The organism is Microbacterium alcoholitolerans, assembly GCF_050408615.1.
Lineage (GTDB): Bacteria > Actinomycetota > Actinomycetes > Actinomycetales > Microbacteriaceae > Microbacterium.
On the sequence record NZ_JBNTKD010000001.1, the window covers coordinates 601,693 to 624,599 of the forward strand.

A 22,907-nucleotide genomic window follows, 5' to 3' on the forward strand; every position below is an offset into this window, starting at 1 on the left:
GGCTTTCTCGTGTTGTGACCCCAGCGGGATTCGAACCCGCGTTACCGCCGTGAGAGGGCGGCGTACTAGGCCGCTATACGATGGGGCCGTCCGGCCTTTTCAGGCCGTCCTTGCAACCGTTCAAGTATGCCACGGCGATTCTGACGACGCCAAATCGGGGCGTCCCGAATGTGAATCACGGGCGTGTCGGACCTGTGGGACTTGCCGCGCTCGCCCTCGAAGGGTTGACTTCGAGCATGCGCATCACCAAGCATGAGCACGCTGCACTGCGCCTCGAGCACGACGGCCAGACGCTTCTCATCGACCCGGGCACCTTCACCGCACCGCTGGACGGCCTGTCCGGCGTCGTGGCAGTCGTGATCACCCACGAGCATCCCGATCACTGGACCGCGGCGCACCTGCAGCAGATCCTCCAGGAGGCCCCTGGCATCCCGATCCTGAGCACGGCTGGCGTCGCCTCGGAGGCCGCCGAGGCGGTTCCCGACGCGATCACGGTCGTCGCGCCTGGCGAGACGCACACGATTGGTGCCTTCACGCTGCGCTTCTTCGGCGGCGCCCACGCCGTCATCCACTCAACGCTGCCCGCCGTCGAGAACGTGGCCGTGCTCGTCAATGATGAGTTCTACTACCCCGGTGACTCGTATGCGATTCCGGAGGGTGTGCGGGTCTCCACGCTGGCCGCGCCGCTAGGGGCGCCCTGGCTGAAGATCGGCGAGGCGATGGACTTCGTGCTGGCCATCGCTCCGCGCAGCTGCTTCGGAACGCACGACATGACGCTCTCCGCCATCGGTCGGAGCATGCACCGGCAGCGTCTGCAGTGGGCCACCGAGCAGGGCGGTGGTCAGTTCTTCGAGCTCGATCCGGGGATGTCGCTCGAGGTCTGAACCTGTGGCTGCTGCGCTGCGCGCACGCGCAGGGCCCGAGCGAGATCGTCCCGCTGCTCCAGCACCAGCCGTCGCAGCGCCGCGGGCGCGTCCTCATTCTTGGCGAGCCACTCGTCGACCGCATCGGTCGCCTCGGCGTCGGGGAACAGCCCGATGACAAGACGCTTGGCTATCTCGATGCTGCGCTCCGTCCAGGCATCCCGGATCCGCGTGAAGTACTCGCCGTCGAAGCCGGCGGTCAGGTCGCGCCGTCCGCCCGCCCGGAAGCCGCTGATCGTGGCGTCGAGGTGGTCGTTCGTCAGCGACAGGTCCGTCCAGGCCGATTCCCACGCGGCGGCGCGAACCGCTGCATCGGGCCGCGAGGCGAGCGCACGGATCTCGGCGGTGCGTCCCGCGGCCGTGTCGTCCTTCGTGCGCTCGGCGGTGATCTCCTCCGCACCGGCGTGCCCGGTGGTCGTCAGCGCGGTCAGCAGCAGCCAGCGCAGATCGGCGTCGATCGGCAGCCCCTGAGGCGCGTCGCCGTCGAGGATGGCGCGGAGATCGGCCTCACGCGAGTCATCGAAGACGGATGCCGCGGCGAACGCCCGCGCCCAGGAGAGCTGCGCATCGCTGCCTGCATCGGCGCCCTGCATCGCCGTCCAGGCCGCATCCACCCAGGTGCGTCGCTCGGCCGCGCGATCCTCATCGCCGACGTAGTGCTCCACGGCGAAGCCGGCGTTGAGCACGACTGCCGAAAGCAGCGCGACGTTGGATTCGGCGGGCGCGTGGCGGCGCACGATGTCGAGGTAGCGGCCGACGGCCAGTTCGCCGTCACGCGTCGCGTTCCAGAGCGACGACCACACCAGCCCGCGGACCAGATCATCCGCAAGCGTCGACAGCGACTCGGTGACCGCCGAGAGCGAGCGCTCGTCCAGCCGCACCTTCGCGTACGTCAGGTCATCATCGTTGAGCAGAGTGAGTTCAGCATCCGCGATCTCGACCGCCGTGCGCTCCTGATCGATGCGCACATCGATGCGCTCGCGCAGCGTGAGTATGCCATCGTGCCGGTCGTACAGCCCGATGCGCAGGCGATGCGGACGAGGCGCGACGTCGCCGCTGTCCTGCACGAGGGTGCGCCCGCCATCGGCATCCGACTCCAGCCACAGTGTCGAGACGCCGCTGGTCTCGAGCCACGCCTTCGACCACGCGCGCAGGTCCTCGCCTGACACGGCCTCGAGCTCATCCAGGAGGTCACCGAGCGTGGTGTTGCCGAAGGCGTGCGCGGCGAAGTAGCGGCGCGCGCCCTCGAAGAACGCCTCCTCGCCCACGAACGCGACGAGCTGCTTGAGCACGGCCGCGCCCTTCGCGTACGTGATGCCGTCGAAGTTCAGCTTCGCCGCTTCGAGATCGGGGATGTCAGCGACGATCGGATGCGTCGTCGGCAGCTGATCCTGCCGGTACGCCCACGTCTTGCGGCTGTTCGCGAAGCGCGCCCAGGCGTCGGTGAAGCGGGTCGCCGCGGCGGAGGCATGGGTGCCCATGTAGTCGGCGAAGGACTCCTTGAGCCAGAGGTCATCCCACCAGCGCATGGTCACCAGGTCGCCGAACCACATGTGCGCCATCTCGTGGAGGATGGTGTTGGCACGCCCGCCGCGCTGCGCGGCGGTCGCGGCGCCGCGACTGATGTACGCCTCGGTGAAGGTCACCAGACCGGGGTTCTCCATCGCGCCGAGGTTGTACTCGGGCACGAAGATCTGGTCGTACTTGCCCCACGGATACGGGTACGCGAACGCGTCGCTGAAGAAGTCGAGACCCTGGCGGGTGACCTCGAGGATCTCATCGCCCTCCAGGTGCTCGGCGAGCGAAGCGCGGCACAGCACGCCGAGCGCGACGTGCTGGTCGTCACGCGACCATTCCCCGTCCAGACGCGCGTAGGGTCCCGCGGCCACCGATGTGATGTAGCTCGAGATCGGCAGCGTCGGCGCGAACTCGACGCGCTGCACGCCGATGCCCTCGGTGACCGCCGCCGGCGACTGGTTCGACAGCACGTGCCAGCCGGCAGGAGCGGTCACATCGAACGTGAAGGCGGCCTTCATATCGGGCTGCTCGAAGCATGCCATCACGCGACGCGAGTCGGCCGGCTCGTACTGCGTGTACAGGTAGGTCTCGCCGTCGACCGGGTCGTGGAAGCGGTGCATCCCCTCGCCGGACCGACTGTACGCCGCGACCGCCTCGACGCGGACGGTGTTCTCCCCCTCGAGACCGTCGAGCTGGATGCGTGCGCCGTCGTAGTCCACGTCGCGCTCTTCGCCGTTCAGCACGACCTTCGACACGGATTCGCCGATGAAGTCGAGCCAGGTGGCGTCCTCACTCGCGTCGAAGCGCAGCGTCGTGACAGTGGGAAAGCCTGTGCGTGCATGTTCAGGTGCACCGGTCAGATCGAGTTCGACGCGCACCTCGTGCAGCGTGATCGACGCCGCACGGCGGGCGGTCTCGTCCCTGGAGAGGTTCGCGGAGCTCATGCATCCATGGTGTCACGTCGTCCTCAGGGGCGAGGAATCAATCGTGCTCGAGTTCCGGCGTGGGCCTCTCCTCAAGCCCCGGCCCGGGCCGCGACCGGGACCTTCGCCAGCGCCTGCTCGAGATCGGCGAGCAGGTCGTCAACGTTCTCGAGGCCGATCGACAGGCGAACGACGTCGGCGCCCGGTCGCGCCTCGGGCGCGACGGGTCGGTGCGTCAGCGCTGCCGGATGCTGGATGAGCGAGTCGACGCCGCCGAGTGAGACGGCGTGCGTGAACAGGCGCACCGCACCGGTGAGCGACTCCGCGGCCGCGTAGCCGCCGGCGAGACGCAGCGCGATCATCGCACCGCCGCCGCGCATCTGCCTGCCGACCAGGCCGCGCGTGTCGTCGAGTTCCGGGTAGTGGACTGCCACGACGGCAGGATGATCGGTCAGCTTCGCGGCGAGCGTGCGGGCCGCGGCCTGCTGAGTCTGGATGCGCACCGGCAGCGTGACCAGACCGCGATGCAGCAGGTAGGCGCCGAGCGGGTGCAGCAGCGCACCGGTGATGGCGCGCACGCGACGCAGCGCTTCTGCGGTCTGCTCAGAGCAGGCGATCACGCCGGCGATCACGTCGCCATGCCCGCCGATGTACTTGGTCGCGCTGTGCAGCGACATCGCCGCGCCCAGATCGAGCGGGTTCTGCAGCATCGGGGTTGCGAACGTGTTGTCGACGAGAACCGGCACCTCCCCCGCCTGTGCGACGACGGCCGCGATGTCGACGAGGTCGAGCGTCGGGTTCGCGGGCGTCTCCAGCACGATCATGCCCGTGTCGGGACGGATGCTGTCCGCGACCGCGTCCTCGTCGCAGAAGGTGACCTCGACTCCCAGCAGTCCGGAGTCGAGCAGGTGATCCGTGCCGCCGTACAGCGGGCGCACCGCGACGACGTGGTGTCTCCCGACGGCGGTCGTATGCGAGAGGATCGCCGCGGTCATCGCCGCCATGCCGGAGGCGAACGCCACCGAGGCGTCAGCGTGTTCGAGTTCTGCGAGGGCATCTTCGAATCGCGCCACGGTCGGGTTCCACAGACGGGCGTAGACGTTGCCGCCTTCGGCGAGCGGATGCCCGCCGTTCGCCATCGACTCGTAGGAGTCGCCACCGTGCAGGATGTCCGGCAGCGGGTTCGTCGTTGACAGGTCGATGGGTGCCGCATGCACGCCGAGCGCGCCGAGGTCGGAGCGACCGGCGTGGACGGCGAGGGTTTCGGGGTGCAGCGGCAGATCGGACATGCTGTCATATTGCGCTACGCAGCCACCGGATTCCAGAGGTGTTGTCGCAATACGCCCAGAACGAGGCGTATGTTGTTCGGTGAGCAAAAATCAGACGATCTCGGAGGACGATGTTGATGGATGAACTCGACCTGCGCATCCTCGGTGCGCTCACCGAGCGACCAGATGCATCGGTGAAGGCACTGGCTGCCGTGCTCGGCACCCCGGCATCCACCTGCGCCTTCCGGCTGCGCAACCTGCGCGCCCGCGGCGTGATCTCCGCCCCACGGCTGCGCATCGAGCCGGCGGCAGTCGGCGCCCCGGTGCAGGCGATCATCCGCGTGCGACTGGGTACGCACAACAAGCCGGGGGTCGAGTCACTGTTCGACGCCCTGACGGAGACGCCCGGCGTGCTGCAGGTGTTCCACATCGCCGGCGCCGATGACTTCCTGGTGCACATCGCGGTCGCCGATGCCGGAGCGCTGCGCGACATCGTCCTCGAGCGGATAACCGTGCACGAGGTCGTGCGCGCCACCGAGACGCAGCTGGTGTTCGAACTGCGCGAGGGCGTCGGCGTGCTGCCGCGCAGCTGACGATCACACCTCGCCGCGTGAGGCGGGAGATTCGGTCGGCGCCGGGCCGAACCTGCGACTGACCAGCCACAGCACGACTCCGACGGCCAGCAGCGCCGCCGCGAACAGCCAGACGATCGGCCGCAGCTGGCTGAGCAGCACAACGCACGAGATGACGCCGAGCACGGGAACGAACGTCCAGACCCGGAAGTGCTCGTGCTCGACACGGTCGCGACGCAGCACGAGAACCGCCACATTGGCGCTGATGAACACAAGCAGCAGAAGCAGCACCACGGTCTCGGCGAGCGTCGCGAGGTCGCCGATCAGAGTCAGCAGCATCGCCACGACCGTCGTCGAGACGATCGCCACCCACGGCGTGCGCCGATTCGGCAGCACCCTCGACAGCGGCGGCGGAAGCAGGCCCTGCTCAGCCATCCCGTACGCCAGGCGACTCGCCATGATCATGGTGAGCAGCGCACCGTTCGCGACCGCGATCAGAGCGATCAGGCTGAACAGCCACGACGGCACATGCAGTCCCGTCGCCTCGACGACGGCGAGCAGCGGGCCGGTGGATTCCTGAAGCTCTTCGGACGGCAGCGCCGCGGCGCTGGCGATCCCGACCAGCGCATAGACGACCCCCGCCGTGATCAGCGCACCGAAGAGCGCCCGCGGGTACACCCGGCTCGGACGCCGCACCTCTTCGATGACGTTCGCAGACGTCTCGAAGCCGACGAATGAGTAGTACGCGACGATCGCGCCTCCCAGCACGGCGCCCGCGACTCCCGCTCCTTCCGGCAGCTGTGTCGTGCGGCTGAGGTCTCCCCCGCCGGATCCCACGAACATCGCGACGACGACGATGACGATCACCAGGCCACTGAGCTCGATCCCGGTCATGACGAGGTTGGCGGACATCGACTCCCGGATGCCGCGCAGATTGAGCAGCGCGACGAGGGCGAGGAACACCATCGCCGCCGGAACGACCGGCACGTCGATGAAGGTCGCGAGGTAGTCCCCCGAGAATGCGATCGCCAGGCCGGCGGCGCTGACGACTCCGGCGGCGAGCATGCTGAATCCAACGAGGAACGACAGCAGCGGGTTGCGGAAGGCTCGTTCCGCGAAGACCGCGGCTCCTCCAGCGCGCGGGTATTTGGTCACCAGCTCGGCGTAGGATCCGGCCGTGAGCAGTGCGAGCAGCAGCGCCACCACGAGCGGCGCCCAGAGCGCCCCTCCGGCGCTCTCGGAGAGCACGCCCATCAGGGCGTAGATCCCTGCGCCGAGCACGTCGCCGAGGATGAACGCGTAGAGCATCGGGCCGTTGATCGCCCGGCGCAGCCGAGACGGTGCTTCTGCTGACATGCCTGTCACGCTAGCCCCGGGAGGTGCCGGTTCCAGCGGGCTTGACGTGGTGATCGGCTCTCCACTAGGCGCCCGTCGCGCAGGCCCGCTGCTGCCGGGTGGCTTAGGTTGGTGTTGGCACGAGCTGCGTGCGCTTCGCACCACCCCGAGGAGAATCATGCGCCCGTATCTGGACAAGGCATCCCCTGAAGCGTGGAAGGCCATATCGGCGTACTCGGCGACCGTCGGGAAGGAAGCTCAGCGCCTGGGCCTGACGGAGCAGGAATCGGAATTCATCAAGGTCCGCGCATCACAGCTGAACGCCTGCGCGTTCTGCCTCGATCTGCATACACGCGAGGCGAAGGCCTCAGGCATCACTCCGCAGAAGGTCGACATGCTGCCGGCCTGGCGTGAGTCGAGCCTCTACACCGAGCGCGAGCGCGCTGTCCTCGCCGTCGCCGAGGCGGCGACCAGGATGCCGCTCACCGAGGAGCACAAGGCCGATCTCTCGGGTGCACAGAGCGTGCTCGGCGACGACGCCTTCGTCGCCGCACAGTGGGTGGCGTTGACGATCAACGCCTTCAACCGGATCTCGATCCTCAGCGAGCATCCCGTCCGGGCCCGGGACGCTCAGGGCAACCATCTGCTCAGACGCCCCGACGGCGCTTGACGCCTCCGCACCGGCGGCGCTCGAGGCGGCGCAACGATGCAGAGGCCGGGATTGATCCAGTCACCCGCTGCGGGTGAGCAGATGCACAAAGTCTGGAAACTCCCTATGAACGCCCCGTAGGCTGACCGCGACACTTGCGTCTCAGGGGGGCCACAGACCATGAAGCGTCGTAGCAAGCTGCTCGCCAGCGTGACCTCGGTTCTGCTCTTATCCACGTCGATCTTCGTGGGAGCGGCGCCGGCCGCGGCGGCGGACACAGCGCAGTTCGGCATCCAGAAGACGGTCGTCCAGCCCGGGCCGTTCAAGCCGGGCGACACCATCACATACCAGATCACCGTCAACTGCTCGTCCACCAGCGCGCAGTACTGCGAAGGCACGGTTCTCAGCGATGAGCTGCCCGAGCCGCTGATGTTCAACCCCGCCATCACGCCTTCTGTGACGGTGCAGATGAACGCTGCTGCAGGGCAGCCGGCCGGCGTGTACGACCTCGCCATCGACACCGAGGCCGACAGCTTCGCGGTGGAGCCGGCACTCGATCTGGACGCGACTCCACACCTCTGGCCGGCTGGCGGCAGCATGACGATCACCGTCAACGCGATGGTCAAGCCCGACACCGACGGCACCTGGGACGGCGCGAATGTGACCAACCGGGTGGACATCGACGGCGACAATGCCCCGCCGGCCTTCGACACGGCCGACGTCACGCTGGCCGTGGACACGACCCTCGAACCGTCCATCTCGAAGTCCGTCAGCCCGTCGGGCACCCATCCCGCCGTCCCCGGTCAGATGATCGACTGGACGGTCACTCCCGGCAATGGTTCGAATCAGAACGTCGACACGATCGTGGTTCAGGATCCCATCACGCCCCCCGGGGAGTTCGGCGGATATCTGGACGTCACCGGATATGACATCACGCCGCCTCCGGGCACCACCGCGACGACCACGGAGTACTGGGTCGATGGCGACTGGACCGAGACGGAGCCCGATCCTATCTCGGATGCCGGCGGCATCCGCGTCACGTTCACCGGAACGTTTGCGCCCGATGCATCCGGTGAGCTCGTCGTGCACACGATCACCAACGATGCGGTCACGGACATCCCGGACCAGACGCAGCAGACAGTCACCAACGACGCGTCCAGCAGCGTGGCGAAGGACGGCACGACTAGTGACCCCATCACCGACGACGCGAGCATCGTGCTCGCGCAGCGCCTGCCGGATGTCTCGATCGAGAAGTCGTTCGCCGACAGCACTCTGGTCAGCGGACAGAGCTCCACCGCGAACATCACCGCCACCGTGGGCGAACAGAACGTGCAGACGCTCACCATCACCGAGCCGTCCACCGGCACGGCGACCTTCGATGAGCAGGGACTGAGCTTCGACGGCTTCGGCGACGGTGTGGAGTGGCCCGTGGCCGCGACGTCTGCCGAGATCACCTACACGTATGCCGGCTGTGACCCGAGCACCGAATCCACGATGGAGCCGAACACCCTCCCCGGGCCTGCCGCTGGCTGCACCGTCGAGAGCTTCACCGTCGTGTACTCGGCCGAGGGCAATGACATCGTCTCGGGCGCCTACGCCACGATCCCGATGGAGATCACCGCACTCCCGACCGAAGAAGCCATCTCGAGCACGAACGCCGTCGACACCGAGGTCGAGAACGCCCAGGGCCAGACGGGCGCCGATGACACGACCGCGCCCTTCACGATCGACCCGCTGACGCTCGACACCTCGGTCACCAAGCAGATCACCCCCGACACGATCTGGGGAGTTCCCGGCACCGAAGCCGACATGACGCTCACGGGCAATGTCACCCCGGACTCCACGGCGGGCTCCGAGAAGCTCGTCATCTCCGACCCCGCATCCCCCGGAACCGACACGGAGTTCTGGGAGAACTTCACCGCGACCGAGATCGACAACACCGACGTCCCCGAGTGCACCACGCTCACCGTGCGGTACTGGCCGAAATCCACGAACGGCGACTGGACCGACCTTCCCGGCGCCACCGAGATCCCCGGGCCGCAGAGCCTGTGGTCGTACCAGATCCCGGCCGATCTGCAGGACGACATCGGCGGCATCCAGTTCGAGTACCTGCCGATGGACGCCGAGGGGTGCCCCGAGTTGCTGCCGCCCGGGTTCACCGTCGTCACGCATGTCGGGGTCGGGGTGACGCAGCCGCAGGATGAGGAGGTCACCTTCACGAACACGGCGCAGTCGCTCGTCGACAACCCGGATGCCGGAGGTGAGAAGACCGACGAGGATTCCGACGACATCGACCTGCTGCCGCTCGACGGCGACGGCCCCGGGGCGGACTTCCTAGACAAGCAGTGGCTGCAAGACGACGTCCCTGCCCTCTCCCGCGGCGTGCGCACCGCCCGCCTGCTGTGGTCGACGGACGGCCTGAACATCTCCGAGATGACGCTGACCGACATCTCCGAGACCCAGGATCCGACCGCGACGGCGGATTCCGTGTACGACGCATTCGACCTCGTGCGCATCGACCCGATCACCGCCGAGAGCGATCCGCTCATCACGAACGCCGTGATCACCGAGGTATCGCTCTACCTGGACGAGGGTCGCGGCTGGACCGACATCACGTCGGATGCCTGCGCCGACGGCTGTGACGGAGAGTTCGGCGGTTACACGCTGAGCGATGAGCAGAGCGACGACACCCTGGCGGTGCGCCTCGTGCTCACCGAGAGGGCACAGGGCGCAGGCATCGGCACCTCGTACGACCGCCGGCCGTTCGATCTGGACTTCCGAGTGCGCGACACCCTGCGCAGTGACCCCGACGCGTGGGTACTGGGTGACCTGCATCCCTACACCTACAACACCGATGAGGAAGGGCTGGTCGACAACACCGCCAGCGCCCACGGTGTGAATCCTGCCACCGGGGTCGACGACATCGACGTCGCGAATGACACGATCCTGATCGTCGACCAGCCGATCAATGCCGAGCTGACGAAGGTGCTCGATCAGGATCAGCTCGGGCTTCCCGATCCGACGCTGAACGTGGCACCCGAGGACTACCCGCTTATCAGCGCCACCATCGTCGCGACGAACACCTCCGCCGCACAGGTGTCGGGCATGGTCATCGACGAGCCCACCGACGGTGTGGCGCTCGAGGACTCGGTCTTCGACACGCTCAACCTGTACGACATCGACGCCATCCAGATGCCCACCGGCATCAGCGAGGCCGAGACGATCATCACCGTCACCCGCCCGGGCGGCACGCAGGAATACTCCTATACTCAAGCCCTCGGCCTCGGCCCCGATGACCTCCGCGATGTCACGGCGGTCTCCGTGGCATTCCGCTCGGCTGACGGCGGCGCCGTCATCCCCTCGACGGCGACGGGAGGGGTGAGGTTCACCTGGCAGCTGCGCGAAGAGCTCCGTTCCAGCCCGGGCACGCCCGTCGAGACGACCTCTCCCGGCGACACCATCGTCAATGACACCCAGGTGCAGTTGGAGACCCCCGCCCTCGACGAGTGCGCAGACAACCGGTGCGGCACGGGGCGTGCGGATGCCGAAGACGAGTTCATCATCGTCACGGCGAGCTACGCGATCGAGACGAGCAAGTCGATCACGCCCGAGTCCGTCTACGAAGACGAATCGCGCGACTACGTGACCACGCTCGGTGGCCGTCCCGACGGCACCGCCCGCACGACACTGTTCGCGCTGACAGATACGACGGCGACGTTCTGGAACACGATGGACTTCACCGAAGCTCAGATCGACGTGCCCGCGCCCGTGAATCAGGTGGCCATGGACGTGCTCGTCGGCACGGAGTTCACCAGTGACGGGGGCGACCTCACCCAGACGTGCGACGGTGATCCGATCACTGAATCGTCGACGTGCTGGCAGTCGGGTGACTGGGTGGATGCGGCGCCAGGCAGCACAGCAGTGTTCGATCTGCCGTCTGACGTCGAAGCCGGCGAGGTCGTCGGCGTGCGCTTCCGGGCGCAGCAGGTCGACGGCGATGGGAACGTGCTGCAGTGGGAGCGTCCGTACAACCCGCAGTTGAGCTTCGAGCTGTCGACCGAGCGCCGCGAGACACTGCGCAGCGACCCCAGCGTGCTGGTGTCGACGACCCGTCCGGATCTGCAGCCGAACCCCGGCGAATCCGACCTCGGCCGGATCAGCGACGACGTGCAGTCCTACAGCGAAGCCCAGTTCGGCGCGCAGGAGTTCACCGAGACCGGCGACGCCGCCGATTCCACTGTCGTCCTGCACCGCCCGAACGCGGTGGAGATCACCAAGACCCGCGGCTCGTCGAGCCTGGTCAGCCCGAGCGGCACCATCCCGTACGTCATCACGGTCACCAACACCGGCGAGTGGGACATGACCGGCTTCCATCTCGTCGATCAGGTCGAGACAGATGAGAACGGCTCGCTGCTGGTGGAGCCCGACCCACCCGCATACGCGTTCACGCTGACCGGTGAAGGCGCACCGACGGGTGACCCTGGTTTCACCGCGTCGCTCGACGAGGAGACCGGTGAGCTGAGCATCGACGGTCCCGACGACTTCGTCTTCGAGTCCGGCTGGACGCTGACTGTGAACGCACCGTTGAGGTTCCGTGACGACGTCACACCCGACACGATCGTGAGCAACGAGGCGACGGTCACCTCCGACCGCCTCTTCGAGACGTGCGAGGGCACCACGGTCGTGGACGGCACCGACCTGACGGAGAAGCCGTCCGAGAGCGACGTCGAATCGTGCTCGGCCGACACGTCGGTCGCCCCGCTCGCCTCCGCGACCATCGCGGCGAAGAAGTACGTCAGGGGCGTGGACGCCGGTGACCCCGCGATCGCGGGAGATGACGACCTCGGCGTGCTCAATGTCAACGGCGACGCTGCAGCGTGCGACCCGAGCCGACCCGGCGTGACCGACGACGGGTACTACTCCTACCCTTGCGCTCCGATCACCCGCCCAGGCGGCACCGAGCAGTGGCGCCTCGACTTCACCAACACGGGGAACACGAATGCCCGGGTGGTCGCCGCTCTCGACACGCTGCCGACCGTCGGCGATGAAGGCGTGATCGTGCCGGGTGCGAGGGGGTCCGAGTTCGCCGTGACGCTCACCGGCGCGGTCGCCCTCAACGTCGAGGAGCTGGCCGACGGCGGCTACGCGACCGCGCGCGCCCTCGTCTCTCCGCAGCTGCTGAGTCAGGCCTGCAACTCGAACGCGATCGAGGTGTACACCGAGAACGCCGCGCTGGATCCGAGCTGCGACTTCGCCTGGCAGGAGGTGGACGCCTCCACGTCGCCGGAGGCTCTGGACTCAGCGCGGAGCATCCTGATGGTCCTGGAGTATGAGAACCCCGACGAGCTGTCGCCTGCCCCGGGGCTGCGGCCGGACGAGACGCTCCGTGTGACCTTCGACACCCGCACGCCGTTCCAGCTCCCCGCCGAGTCGGCGGTCGAGAACGGCCTGCCCGTCGCCTGGAACTCGTTCGCCACGGCTTCGCGCTCTGCGCAGACGGTGACGCAGCCAGAGCGACCCTCGCTCATCGTCGAACCGCAGAAGGTCGGCGTCGCGACCGCGACCGGTCAGCTGCTGCTGGCGAAGGCCGTCACCGCCCCGGACTTCGGGAGCGGCGTCGCCCTGCCCTCTGAGTATCCGCTTCTCGTGAGCTGCACGTCGGGTGGCGAGGACGTGACCCTTCTGCATGCGGACGGATCGGATGCCAGCAGACCCGTCGTCGACGCGGACGGGACAGTCCTGATCTACGACAACACCACGGGACCGGTGAACCTGCCGCTGTTCGCCGACTGCACCGTCGTGGAGGATCCCGTCATCCCCGGCGTGACCGTGACCGTCGAACCGTCGGGTCCGCTCACCGCCGAACGGGATGTGTCGGAGGACGACGCGGTATGGGATCCCTATACGGGCGACATCGAACAGGCCTCGTTCCAGATCACGAACGAGTACGCTGCCGGCGGCTTCACGGTCGCCAAGACCGTCGACAACGGCGGAGCCGAGAACCAGGACGGCACCGAGATCGTCTACGACCGCGTGTACGCCTTCGAAGCCAGCTGCACCTACCTCGACCAGGAGACCATCCCCGAAGGCGACCGCGAGTTCAGCCTCGAGGACGGCGAGACGAAGGAGTTCTCGAACATCCCCGCCGGTGCCGACTGCACCGTGACCGAGACCGACACCGCCGGCGCTGGAAGCACCACCGTGGTCGTCACCGAGAACGGAACCGAGGGCGCGGCGGAGACATCGACCGAGGCATCCTTCACGATCCTGCCCTATGCCGAGGGCGCGACCACCGCGCTCACCGCGATCGGATTCGAGAACGTGTACACGGTCGGCGCCGTGGAGGTCACCAAGGTGATCGCGGGCTCGGGCGGCGATGCCTGGGGCGGCGCGACCTTCACTGTGGAGATGTCCTGCACTCTCGACGGCGTGACGCCGAACCCTGTGTACGAGAACTCCGCGACGTTGAGCCGCGACGATCCGACCTGGACCGTCACCGGCCTTCCCACCGGAGCGACGTGCGTCGTCACCGAGACCGCGGACGGCGGGGCGAACTCCAACAGCGGGTCGGTGACCGTCGTCGTCGGAGACGACCCGACCGCGCCCGTCGAGGCCGACGTCACGAACACCTTCACCGTCGGTTCGCTGCAGGTGCAGAAGGAGCTCGACGGCTCCCCCGCCGCGGGCCTCGACCCTGCCACGACCTTCGAGTACGAGGTGAGTCTCGCGTGCACCCGGAACGTGAACAGCGAGACCGTCGCCGTGGCGATCCCCGGTGGCGCGACGCGCACGATCGTCGGTGCCGGCACCGCTCTGTACGAAGGACTGCCCACCGGTGCATCCTGCACCGTCAGCGAGACCGATCCCGGGCACGCGACCGGCCACACGATCAGCCCGGATCAGCCGGTGACGATCGGCGAAGGCCAGACACCGGTGGTGGTCACGGTGACCAACGAGTTCGACAACGGCTCGGTGTCGGTCGAGAAGACGGTGGATGCCCCTGACGGCTTCCCCGTGCCGGCGGAGTTCACCGCGACGGTGTCGTGCACCTGGCGGGGCGAGGCGGTGCCGTTGGCGGATGATGGCGTCGTGACGATCGCCCCCGACGCCGCCCCGGTGGTCATCGAAGATGTGCCGGTCGGCTCGGTCTGCACCGTGGTCGAAGACGATGCCGGTCAGACGGACACGACCGTGACACCGGCGGAGATCACCGTGGACGAGGCCGATCAGACATTCGCGTTTGACGTCGAGAACACCTTCGAGTGGGCATCTCTCGAAGTCGGCAAGCTGGTGGAGTCCACCAGCGAGTACGTGCCGACGCAGTTCGGGTTCACCGTGGTGTGCACGTTCGAGGGCGAGACGGTGGTCGATGAGTCGTTCACCCTCGACGCCGGCGAGACCGAGGTGATCACGCAGATCCCTGCACGCTCGGAGTGCACGGTGACTGAGACCGACGACCGCAGCGCCGACGACACCATCACCGCAGCCGACGTGCCGGGCGCCGACGGAGAGACCGCGCCGCAGATCGACCAGGAGACCCGCACCGTCGTGATCCCGGAGCTGCAGCCCGACAGCACCGCCGAGGTGAACACTGTCACATACACGAACCTGTTCGACGCGACCGCGATGGTGCTGGTCAAGAAGTTCCAGGGCGCCGGCGCCGAGCAGTTCGGCTTCGACGAGACCTTCGTCTTCACCGTCACGTGCACGTACGCGGGTGAGACCGTGCTCTCCGCGCAGGTCGAGCTGAACGCCGAGAACGGCTGGAGCAGCGCCGTCCAGGACGTCGTGGCCGGATCGGCCTGCACCGTCGTCGAGAACGATCTGAATGGCGCGGATGCCGTGGTGATCGAGCCGAACGACGGTGAGAACACCTCGACCGGCGTCGGCATCGTGCCCGAGGAGGGCGGGCTGGTCACCGTGACGGCGACGAACTGGTACCTCACCGGCTCACTGGAGGTCACCAAGACATTCGCCGGCGACGGCGCCGAGAAGTTCGGCACCTCGGCTTATGAGCTCGGCCTCGTCTGCATCCGCGACGGCCAACCGGTCGACATCCCCGACGGCCACATCCGCATGGTCAGCGCTGACTCCCCCACCGCGCTGTGGGAGAACCTGCCGACCGGCGCCGAGTGCCGCCTCACCGAGCTGGACGACGGCGGAGCGAACTCGACGGAGATCCTGGACGAAGACGGCGAGGTCGTCGCCGGCGACGGCGAGGGCTACACCTTCACCGTCGACACAGACCCGACCGTCCTCAGCGTCGATGACCAGCCCCAGCCGGGGCTGGAGGTGCGCAACATCTTCAATCTCGCGCAGGTGTCGGTGACGAAGGCTGTCGAGTCGGAGGCGGCGGATGCCGACGGTCAGCCGGTCGCCTATGGACCGTTCGACGTGACCCTCGCCTGCATCTGGAACGAGCAGCAGGTCACGGCTGCCGAGCCCATGACGCAGTCGATGGCCGACGGCGACACAGTCACCTGGACCGAGTTGCCCGAGGGGGCCGGCTGCACGGTCACCGAAACCGACACGGCCGGTGCCGAGTCGACCACGATTGTCGTGACCGAGGCGGGCGCCGACAGCGACGCGCAGACGGCGACCACGACGGCGCTCGCTCCGCTGCCGAACACCGACGCGGCCGACCAGACCTCGGTGGCGTTCACGAACACCTTCGGCGTCTCGTCTCTGAGCATCTCGAAGATCGTCGACGGCACCGCGGCGGGGTCGGTGACGCGCACCTTCCCGGTCGAGGTCCTGTGCGTGCTGGTCGACCCGTCGCATCCCGCACCGGGTCTTATCGTGCATGACGCGGTGTACGAGATCGGCGGCCCCGACCGGCTCACGGCCGAAATCGACGACCTGCCGGCCGGCAGTGAGTGTGTCGTGACCGAGACGGATGCCGGCGATGCCGACCGCACGACGGTCGCGGTCGACGGCGAGGAACAGAACGGACCGACCAGATCGGTGATGCTGGCATCCGGTCACGTCTCGATAGCGTTCACGAACACGTTCATCGCCCCACTGCCCGCTACCGGCGCGGAGTTCCGCGCGGTCGCAACCGCGACCACCCTCGGACTGGGGCTGCTCATCGCCGGTCTGCTCCTGGCCGCCTCGCGGCGGCGTCGACTGCTGAGCTGACGTCGGCGGCGTCGATCTACTCCCGAGGCCGCAGCCGCACGGTCGGAAGTGTGGGGGCCGGCAATGGCGCGCGCTGACCCGAGGGGTACGGGCCGAACAGCTCGGGCTTGCCGGCATCCCGCGGGTCGGCGGGCTCGAAGCCGAGCTCGGCCTGATAACGGCGGCGGTACTCCTCGACCTCATCGTGCGTTCGACCGACGAAGTTCCACCACATCACGATCTGCTCGTTCAGCGGCACCCCGCCGATCAGGATCACCCGTGCTCCGTCGGCTCCCGCTGTGATGTGCAGGGTGTCGGCGCCGACCGGCACATAGCCGAGTTCGCGGTGCGAGACCGGTGTGCGATTCACGGTGATGCCGCCCGTCTCTGCGAGCAAGGCGTGTTCGAAGTCATGCCGCACACTCAGCGTGAGCTCGGCGTCGGGATCGAGGATCAGCTCCGCGCCGAGCAGATCGGGCGTGCGGGTGTCGACGGGAGAGGTCGAGCCGGTTAGCTCGCCGATGAAGACGCGGGCCGTCGCCTCAGTCAGCTGCACCGGTTCGGGCGCGTAGTGCGCGAAGTGGTGTTCGCTGAATCGCATGGCGTCGGGAAGTGCGTACCAGAGCTGCACACCGTGCAGCACGGTCGTATCGGGTGAGCTGATCTCCTGGTGGGTGATCCCCTGGCCGGCGATCATCAGGTTCAGCTCGCCCGGCAGAACAGCCGCGGCTGCGCCGCTCGAGTCGACGTGGTCGATGCGCCCGGTGAACAGCCACGAGACCGTCGCGAGCCCGGTGTGCGGATGCCGCGGCACCTCCATCCCGCCGGTGAGCGCCACGTCGTCGGGCCCGTAGTGGTCGAGGAAGCACCACGATCCGACGAGTGATCGCTGCCGCTGCGGCAGCGTCCGGTACACCGTCATCGCGCGCGGTCCGCCGAGCGGCACCTCGCGGGGCTCGAGCACCTCGACGTCCGTGCAGATCGCGCCGGGCGCGAGCACCGCGAGCTGAGGATTCTTCTCGGGATTGGTCACGGGACGCCTCCTCGATCTGCGGACGGATGCTGTCAGCGTATCGGCCCTGGCGCTTCCGGTGGCGGGGTATGCTGGCAACATGCATTTGTACTTCCTGTGACGGCTGAGCAGGCCCACCGCACTCGTCGAGCAACTCCGAGCCGGCGGCGGCCGCTCGTTCTGACCTCTGAAGAGGTCACCGTCATTCGCGTACCCGCGTGCGGTTCGGCCGTCGTGGTGCGCTGTTTCGAAGGATCCGAATGCTCACCCCCACAAACCGTCATCCGGCGCGCCAGCGCGCGCAGATCACCGCCTCCGGCGTCTCCGTTGTACGCGGCGCAACAACTGTGCTCAATCATGTCGATCTCGTCCTCACGCCCGCATCGCGCGTGGCGATCGTCGGGGAGAACGGGCGCGGGAAGACCACGCTGCTGCACGTACTCGCCGGCACCCTGCCGCCTGACAGCGGAACTGTGCAGCGCATCGGCACCCTCGGCCTCGCGGAACAGGAGATGAACGCAGCCGACAGGCGCACCGTTGGGCAGGTCGTCACCGTGGCGATCGCCGAGCCTCTCGCGGCGCTGGCCGCGCTGGACGCGGCCTCCATTGCTCTCGCCGATGGGAGCGACGATTCCGCAGAGCAGTACGCTGCATCGCTGGAGCTTGCCGAAGCGCTCGACGCGTGGGATGCCGAGCGCCGCGTGCAGATCGCACTCGAAGCGCTCCACGCAGAAGCGGACATGACCAGGCTGCTGGCTGACCTCTCTGTTGGACAGCGTTACCGAGTGCGGTTGGCCTGCCTCCTGGGTGCTGATGATGACTTCCTCCTGTTGGACGAGCCGACCAACCATCTCGACCGCAGCGGGCTTGAATTCTTGACCGCGCACCTCCGCGCCCGCAGCGGTGGTGTCGTCATCGTCAGCCACGATCGCGCTCTGCTCTCAGACATCGCGGAGACGATCGTCGACCTCGATCCGACACCCGATGACCGTCCCCGCGTCTATGGCAACGGGTATGCGGGCTATCAAGAAGGACGCCGGGCGGAACGAGAACGCTGGGAGCAGGAGTACGACCGCCAGCAGCAAGAGCAGGCCCGGCTGCAGGACAGCCTCAGCGCTGCGCAGAACCGCCTGATCTCGGGGTGGCGACCCGAAAAAGGGACCAACAAGCATGGACGCGCCACCCGCGCAGGCGGGCTGGTGCAGAGCGTACACCGACGCCAGGAAGCGCTTGAGGCCCACGCGGTGACGATGCCGGAGCCACCGCAGCTGTTCCGGTTCCCCGAACTCCCGACACGAACAGGCGCGGCCCTCCTCAGCGTCGAGACCGTCGGTGTTGCGGGGCGGTCGACGGCGCCAGTGTCGTTCACGCTGTCGCACCGGGACAGGCTCGTCGTGACCGGTCCGAACGGAGCAGGGAAGTCGACGCTGCTGAGCATCGCCGCTGGGGAATTGCCACCGGACAGTGGAACGGTGCGCGCATCCCGAGGCACGCGCCTGGGCTTCCTTCGGCAGGAGACTGCGCTGCCGCCTGATCGGCGCCCGAGCGACGTGTACGCGCGGCACATCGAGCAACTCGTTGCGCAAGGAACGCTCCAGGCGTCGGAGACGGTCGGTCTGTCTCAGCTCGGGCTGCTTAGGTCGCGAGAGGCCGGCAAACGAGTGAGTGAACTGTCAATGGGACAGCAGCGGCGCCTCGATCTGGCGCTCGTGCTTGCGGCGCGGCCTCACGTGCTGCTTCTCGACGAGCCCACCAACCACCTCTCGATTGCGCTCGTCGATGAACTCACCGACGCACTCGGGGCGACCCAGGCGGCCGTCGTGCTGTCGACTCATGATCGGCAGCTCCTGCGCGATGTCGCCGAATGGCCTCACATCCATCTGGCGAGCGCCTGAGACGACAGAGGCCCGGATCACTGACTTTCCTCAGTGCTTCCGGGCCTAATCTGTTGGCTGACGTACTTGACATCTGCTCGAACCATTACATGGCTGGTTTTAACCCCGGTCAACTAAAGAAACTAGCAGTCGCAGGTGATCGCACAAATGGTTCGAGCAATCCCGTGAGGTATCGAGCTCAGGCGCTGTCCAAGCGCTTTAGCGCAGCGCAGCTCGCGGAGATTGTGCGCAGAGCTAGGGTGGGCGAGAGCGCCCGTTCCCTGGCACACAGATACAAGGTCTCGTCATCGGCAATGACACGGTTGCTCCGCGAGAACAACGTGGTGGTACAGAAGCGCAAGGTGACAGAAACCGAAGCGCGGGCGCTTGCTACGGAATACGAAGCCGGGGCCACGATGCGCGAGCTCGAGGTAGCACATGACCTGTCTCACGGTGCAGTTCTGAGAGCGCTCCATCGCGCTGGCGTAAAAACGAGGGCAAAGGCTCCTCGCAGGAAGACGCAGTAGGCGCTATTTGGTGTCGCTTCGTCCCTTCAGCTTTTAGGCGGCTCTTCAGAACTTGACGGTGGCCAATCAGGTGGCCCTCATCAGGGCCACTTGGCGCTCGCACTCCCGGACCACGAACTCTGGCACCGAGTCATATTCGCGCGGGTCGAGCTGCATGACGTACTCGTTCTCGATGTGAAACGTCTCGTTCACGAACTTCTTGAACGTGTCATCCTCTTGCGGCTCATCGATCTCGAGCATCATGCGGAAGATCTGCACCTTCTCATAGCCGACGGCAGAGGCCGAGAACTTTTCCTTGAGGATGTCTAGATTGCGTAGCCCTTTGACCGCGACGTCGTAGTCGAACCCCAGCACCACTTCGCTGATCTTCAATGAACCCTCCGCCAGCTCCTCGGCGGTAAGCGGCTCGCGGTCACCGCCCCCGATCGGGCGGTCCGGCACGACGCGAAGATGGAACAAGTTCGAAAGCACGTCCGTGCTGGCATCGTTGATGCCCAGAATCTCGAATTTGCGACGCAGATAGATGAGCTTGATGATGTCATCGCTCGCCGCGGCAATATTAGCGTCGCAGACCTCGCCAAAAGTCTTGAGGTCGTCTTTGGCAATCGGCTTCTCGGTGATCGTCCCACGCTTGCTGGTGAGGAAGTGAGCGACGGGCTTCGCCGTGGCGAAGAGCCGTCTGGTCGAGAGCCGAACGATGTCGATGGCCGGCTCCAGATCGTGCGTCAGCATCAAGGTCGTTTGGTCGCGGATGCTGTTCTTGCCACGGAAGAGCTCATGCAGGATCGCGAACTTCTTCGTGTCGTCGAAGCTCGATACAGGGTCATCCAGGACCACGAGGTCAGGCTGTTCGCGCCGCACCTGATACATGAAGAGCACAAGAGCGAAGGCGTTGCGCTCGCCATAGCTCAAATGGCTATTGGCCGCCCCGAGGTGGCCTGGTAGGTCCTGGTGCTGGATAAGCATTCGGTACGAATCGTCGCTGGGCTCAATTGACACCTGATAGCGGTACCCTGCAGATCCCAGGAAGGAGTTGATCTGGCTCTGATTCGCTTCGATCAGGCGCTTCACCCGGCCGCGTTGTTGCCCGATTCGCTCCTTGACCACTGAGATTCGCGACGCCACTTCATCCAGCTTAGAATTGATGAGTTCAACGACAGATCGGGTCGTCTCGGAGTTGAGAGACCGCAGCAGCCCAAGATTGATCTTCAGTCCGGAGAGATACTCGTCGACCTTCTCCTCGTCGCGGAGCGTATGGAAGGCAAGTCCCCGAAGCGTCTTGAGGCGATTGAGGAAGACCTCCACTTCGCCGCGAAGGGTCGCGAGGAACTGGAGCTGCTCGGGCTTGGGCTCCGTGATGAGGGTCAGCATCTCGCTCAGCTGCGCCAAGTAGGACGGGTCGAAGTAGTGGCCGGCCGTCTCGATTGCAGCCCGGAGCTGGCTCATGTTCTTGACCGTAGCCGTCTCGTACTCTTTCGAGACAAGCTCCGCCGTGCCCTTATTGACGCTATCGACGGAGCAGAACGGGCAGTTGTCCGACAGCTCGAGGAAGCTCTTCCCCTTCGCCTGCCAAGCCACCCAGCTGGCAGGATCGTCGCTCTGCAAGAAGCCCTTGTAGCCCTTCAGCGGCTCAGGGATGTTCTGCAACTTCCCGCCGACGGCCATCGCCTTGTAGCCCTTCGTGCTCTTCGAGAGAACGCCCGTCTTCGTAACTCCGAAGACGTCGCAAAGATGAGTGAACGCATGAACGGCACTGTCAAACTCTTCCTGCTCCACGAAGGTCGTTTGCAGCGCCGCGAACAGCTCTTCGATCTCGTCATTGCCGGCCTGGTACTCCGCCGTGTTGATGAAGATTTCGAAGCTATTCTTCAAAACCTCGTCCTGCTGGAAGACGAACTGTGAAACATACCTGTCGTCGAACGTCAGGACACTCCTGATGTCGTCGGCGCCTTCGACGGACGGTTGAGGGTGCCCCGTCCCATCGCGGTATTTGAAGGGCGTCAGAGCTTTGAGCGCGTCGTCACCGTCAGCGCGAAGAGTAAGAGCTCGAGCGATGGTGCTCTTGCCGATGCCGTTGGGCCCGTACTTGATGTTCAGGGCCGACTTGGCGAGCGTGATCTCAGCGCTGTCAAGGTTGTTGCAGTTCGCGATTCGGACGTGGAGAGACTCGCTCGGCACTGCAGCATCTACTTGTTGAGTTTGTTGGGGCATCGACATGATGCTTCTGATTATGACGCGTAGGTGTGAGACGTCAAGAGCAGCCAATCACACCATCGGTACATCAACAGAGTACTGCGGGCGCTTCGTCGGCGCGGTCTCGAGATGCGAGTGAGCGCACCGCGCCGTAAGAACTAGATAACCAGGAATTGGTGCTCGTACAGATCCTCGTCGACATCGCGAAGCATGTACACGTCTTGGGTGACTATACCGCTGCCACTGTCTTGGCGATTCGGGTCGAGGTTGATGTCCCAGATCAGCTGCAACGCCCCGTGTAGCAGGGCCCCTTTGAGCGACGACAGAGACCGACTCTGATGGGAGTAGTTGGCAACCGTCTGTTGCATGCCCAGCCTGTATCGAGTGACTTCGTGATTCTCTAGCGCCGAACTACTGACGCTGAGTTCCGTCCAGGCGAAGGCTGAACTCTCTGATTCACCGTTCAAGAACGCGATAAGGCTCTCAGGCACTCTGCCAGCCTTGTCGGCGACTCGACAGCCGATGTGTTTGGCGAAATATCTTGCGAGATCGAGTCGCGACTCGCTTCCCGCTTGGCCGATTGCATCACACAGGTTGACGACCCGGGACTCGATGATCTGCTCGTAGTTTGCGACCAGGAAACGGATCCATCGATCATACGCAAGATCAAACTTCTGACTTCTGGCGTTGTTACAGTTCTGACAGAGCGATTTCTCGAACTTCAGGGCGTCTGAATCCGGCCCCTGAACGGTCTTGAAATTACCACTGTCATCGATCCAGACGAGTGGGTAGGAGTCTGACCCTGCGAGGCCGTACATCGCCTTGATCTCAGACTTCTTCCATTTGTGTTCACGGCTGTTCGCCGCATCGCCACACCACCAGCAGACACCTGCGTAATCGTATAGATATTCCTCTGGCACGGGCTTCATCGTCATATTGTCCTTGAGTATGACAGCGTGGTGCGACGCGTCAAGCATGAACTCGGGGATCGGGCTT

At 66.0% G+C, this 22,907-nt stretch carries 11 protein-coding genes and 1 tRNA gene; 5 read left to right on the top strand and 7 right to left on the bottom strand.

Annotated elements, in window-relative coordinates; translation table 11 throughout:
• Window positions 1–15: 15 nt before the first annotated feature.
• Window positions 16–88 (bottom strand) — tRNA-Glu (locus tag ACQUSX_RS02970).
• 148 nt (window positions 89–236) lie between these two features.
• Here ACQUSX_RS02970 and ACQUSX_RS02975 point away from each other — a divergent pair.
• Entirely contained in the window at window positions 237–884 is a 648-nt protein-coding gene (locus ACQUSX_RS02975) for an MBL fold metallo-hydrolase (RefSeq protein WP_428905475.1), read from the top strand.
• On the opposite strand, the gene pepN is transcribed toward ACQUSX_RS02975, so the two are convergent.
• Both pepN and ACQUSX_RS02985 read right to left on the bottom strand, forming a co-directional pair.
• Complete coding sequence (gene pepN, locus ACQUSX_RS02980; protein WP_428905476.1) at window positions 842–3,385, bottom strand: aminopeptidase N; 2,544 nt, start codon at window positions 3,383–3,385, stop codon at window positions 842–844. The two genes, ACQUSX_RS02975 and pepN, sit on opposite strands and share 43 nt — an antisense overlap.
• A 71-nt stretch (window positions 3,386–3,456) precedes the next feature.
• Window positions 3,457–4,653 (bottom strand): trans-sulfuration enzyme family protein, encoded by a 1,197-nt coding sequence (locus ACQUSX_RS02985; protein WP_428905477.1) that lies wholly within the window; start codon window positions 4,651–4,653, stop codon window positions 3,457–3,459.
• A 116-nt stretch (window positions 4,654–4,769) separates the two neighbouring features.
• Here ACQUSX_RS02985 and ACQUSX_RS02990 point away from each other — a divergent pair, with 116 nt between their 5' ends.
• The gene (locus ACQUSX_RS02990; RefSeq protein WP_428905478.1) at window positions 4,770–5,225 is read left to right on the top strand and encodes an Lrp/AsnC family transcriptional regulator; all 456 of its coding nucleotides are present in this window, start codon (window positions 4,770–4,772) and stop codon (window positions 5,223–5,225) included.
• 3 nt (window positions 5,226–5,228) lie between these two features.
• On the opposite strand, the gene ACQUSX_RS02995 is transcribed toward ACQUSX_RS02990, so the two are convergent.
• Window positions 5,229–6,560, bottom strand: a complete 1,332-nt coding sequence (locus tag ACQUSX_RS02995) for an APC family permease (protein WP_428905479.1) — start codon at window positions 6,558–6,560, stop codon at window positions 5,229–5,231.
• Window positions 6,561–6,717: 157 nt separating this feature from the next.
• Between ACQUSX_RS02995 and ACQUSX_RS03000 the strand changes: the two genes are divergently transcribed.
• Together ACQUSX_RS03000 and ACQUSX_RS03005 are read left to right on the top strand one after the other, a co-directional pair.
• Complete coding sequence (locus ACQUSX_RS03000; RefSeq protein WP_428905480.1) at window positions 6,718–7,209, top strand: carboxymuconolactone decarboxylase family protein; 492 nt, start codon at window positions 6,718–6,720, stop codon at window positions 7,207–7,209.
• 159 nt (window positions 7,210–7,368) lie between these two features.
• Window positions 7,369–16,326: a DUF5979 domain-containing protein gene (locus tag ACQUSX_RS03005; RefSeq protein WP_428905481.1), complete on the top strand. Its 8,958-nt coding sequence runs from the start codon at window positions 7,369–7,371 to the stop codon at window positions 16,324–16,326.
• Window positions 16,327–16,342: 16 nt separating this feature from the next.
• On the opposite strand, the gene ACQUSX_RS03010 is transcribed toward ACQUSX_RS03005, so the two are convergent.
• Window positions 16,343–17,338, bottom strand: a complete 996-nt coding sequence (locus ACQUSX_RS03010) for a pirin family protein (RefSeq protein WP_428905482.1) — start codon at window positions 17,336–17,338, stop codon at window positions 16,343–16,345.
• Between the two features lie 239 nt (window positions 17,339–17,577).
• Here ACQUSX_RS03010 and ACQUSX_RS03015 point away from each other — a divergent pair, with 239 nt between their 5' ends.
• Window positions 17,578–19,212, top strand: coding sequence for an ABC-F family ATP-binding cassette domain-containing protein (locus tag ACQUSX_RS03015; RefSeq protein ID WP_428905483.1), 1,635 nt, complete (start codon window positions 17,578–17,580; stop codon window positions 19,210–19,212).
• Between the two features lie 572 nt (window positions 19,213–19,784).
• Here the strand turns inward: ACQUSX_RS03015 and ACQUSX_RS03020 are convergent.
• Together ACQUSX_RS03020 and ACQUSX_RS03025 are read right to left on the bottom strand one after the other, a co-directional pair.
• On the bottom strand, window positions 19,785–21,935 hold the full coding sequence (locus ACQUSX_RS03020) for an AAA family ATPase (protein ID WP_428905484.1): 2,151 nt from the start codon (window positions 21,933–21,935) through the stop codon (window positions 19,785–19,787).
• Window positions 21,936–22,069: 134 nt separating this feature from the next.
• On the bottom strand, window positions 22,070–22,840 hold the full coding sequence (locus tag ACQUSX_RS03025) for a hypothetical protein (RefSeq protein WP_428905485.1): 771 nt from the start codon (window positions 22,838–22,840) through the stop codon (window positions 22,070–22,072).
• Between the last annotated feature and the right edge of the window lie 67 nt (window positions 22,841–22,907).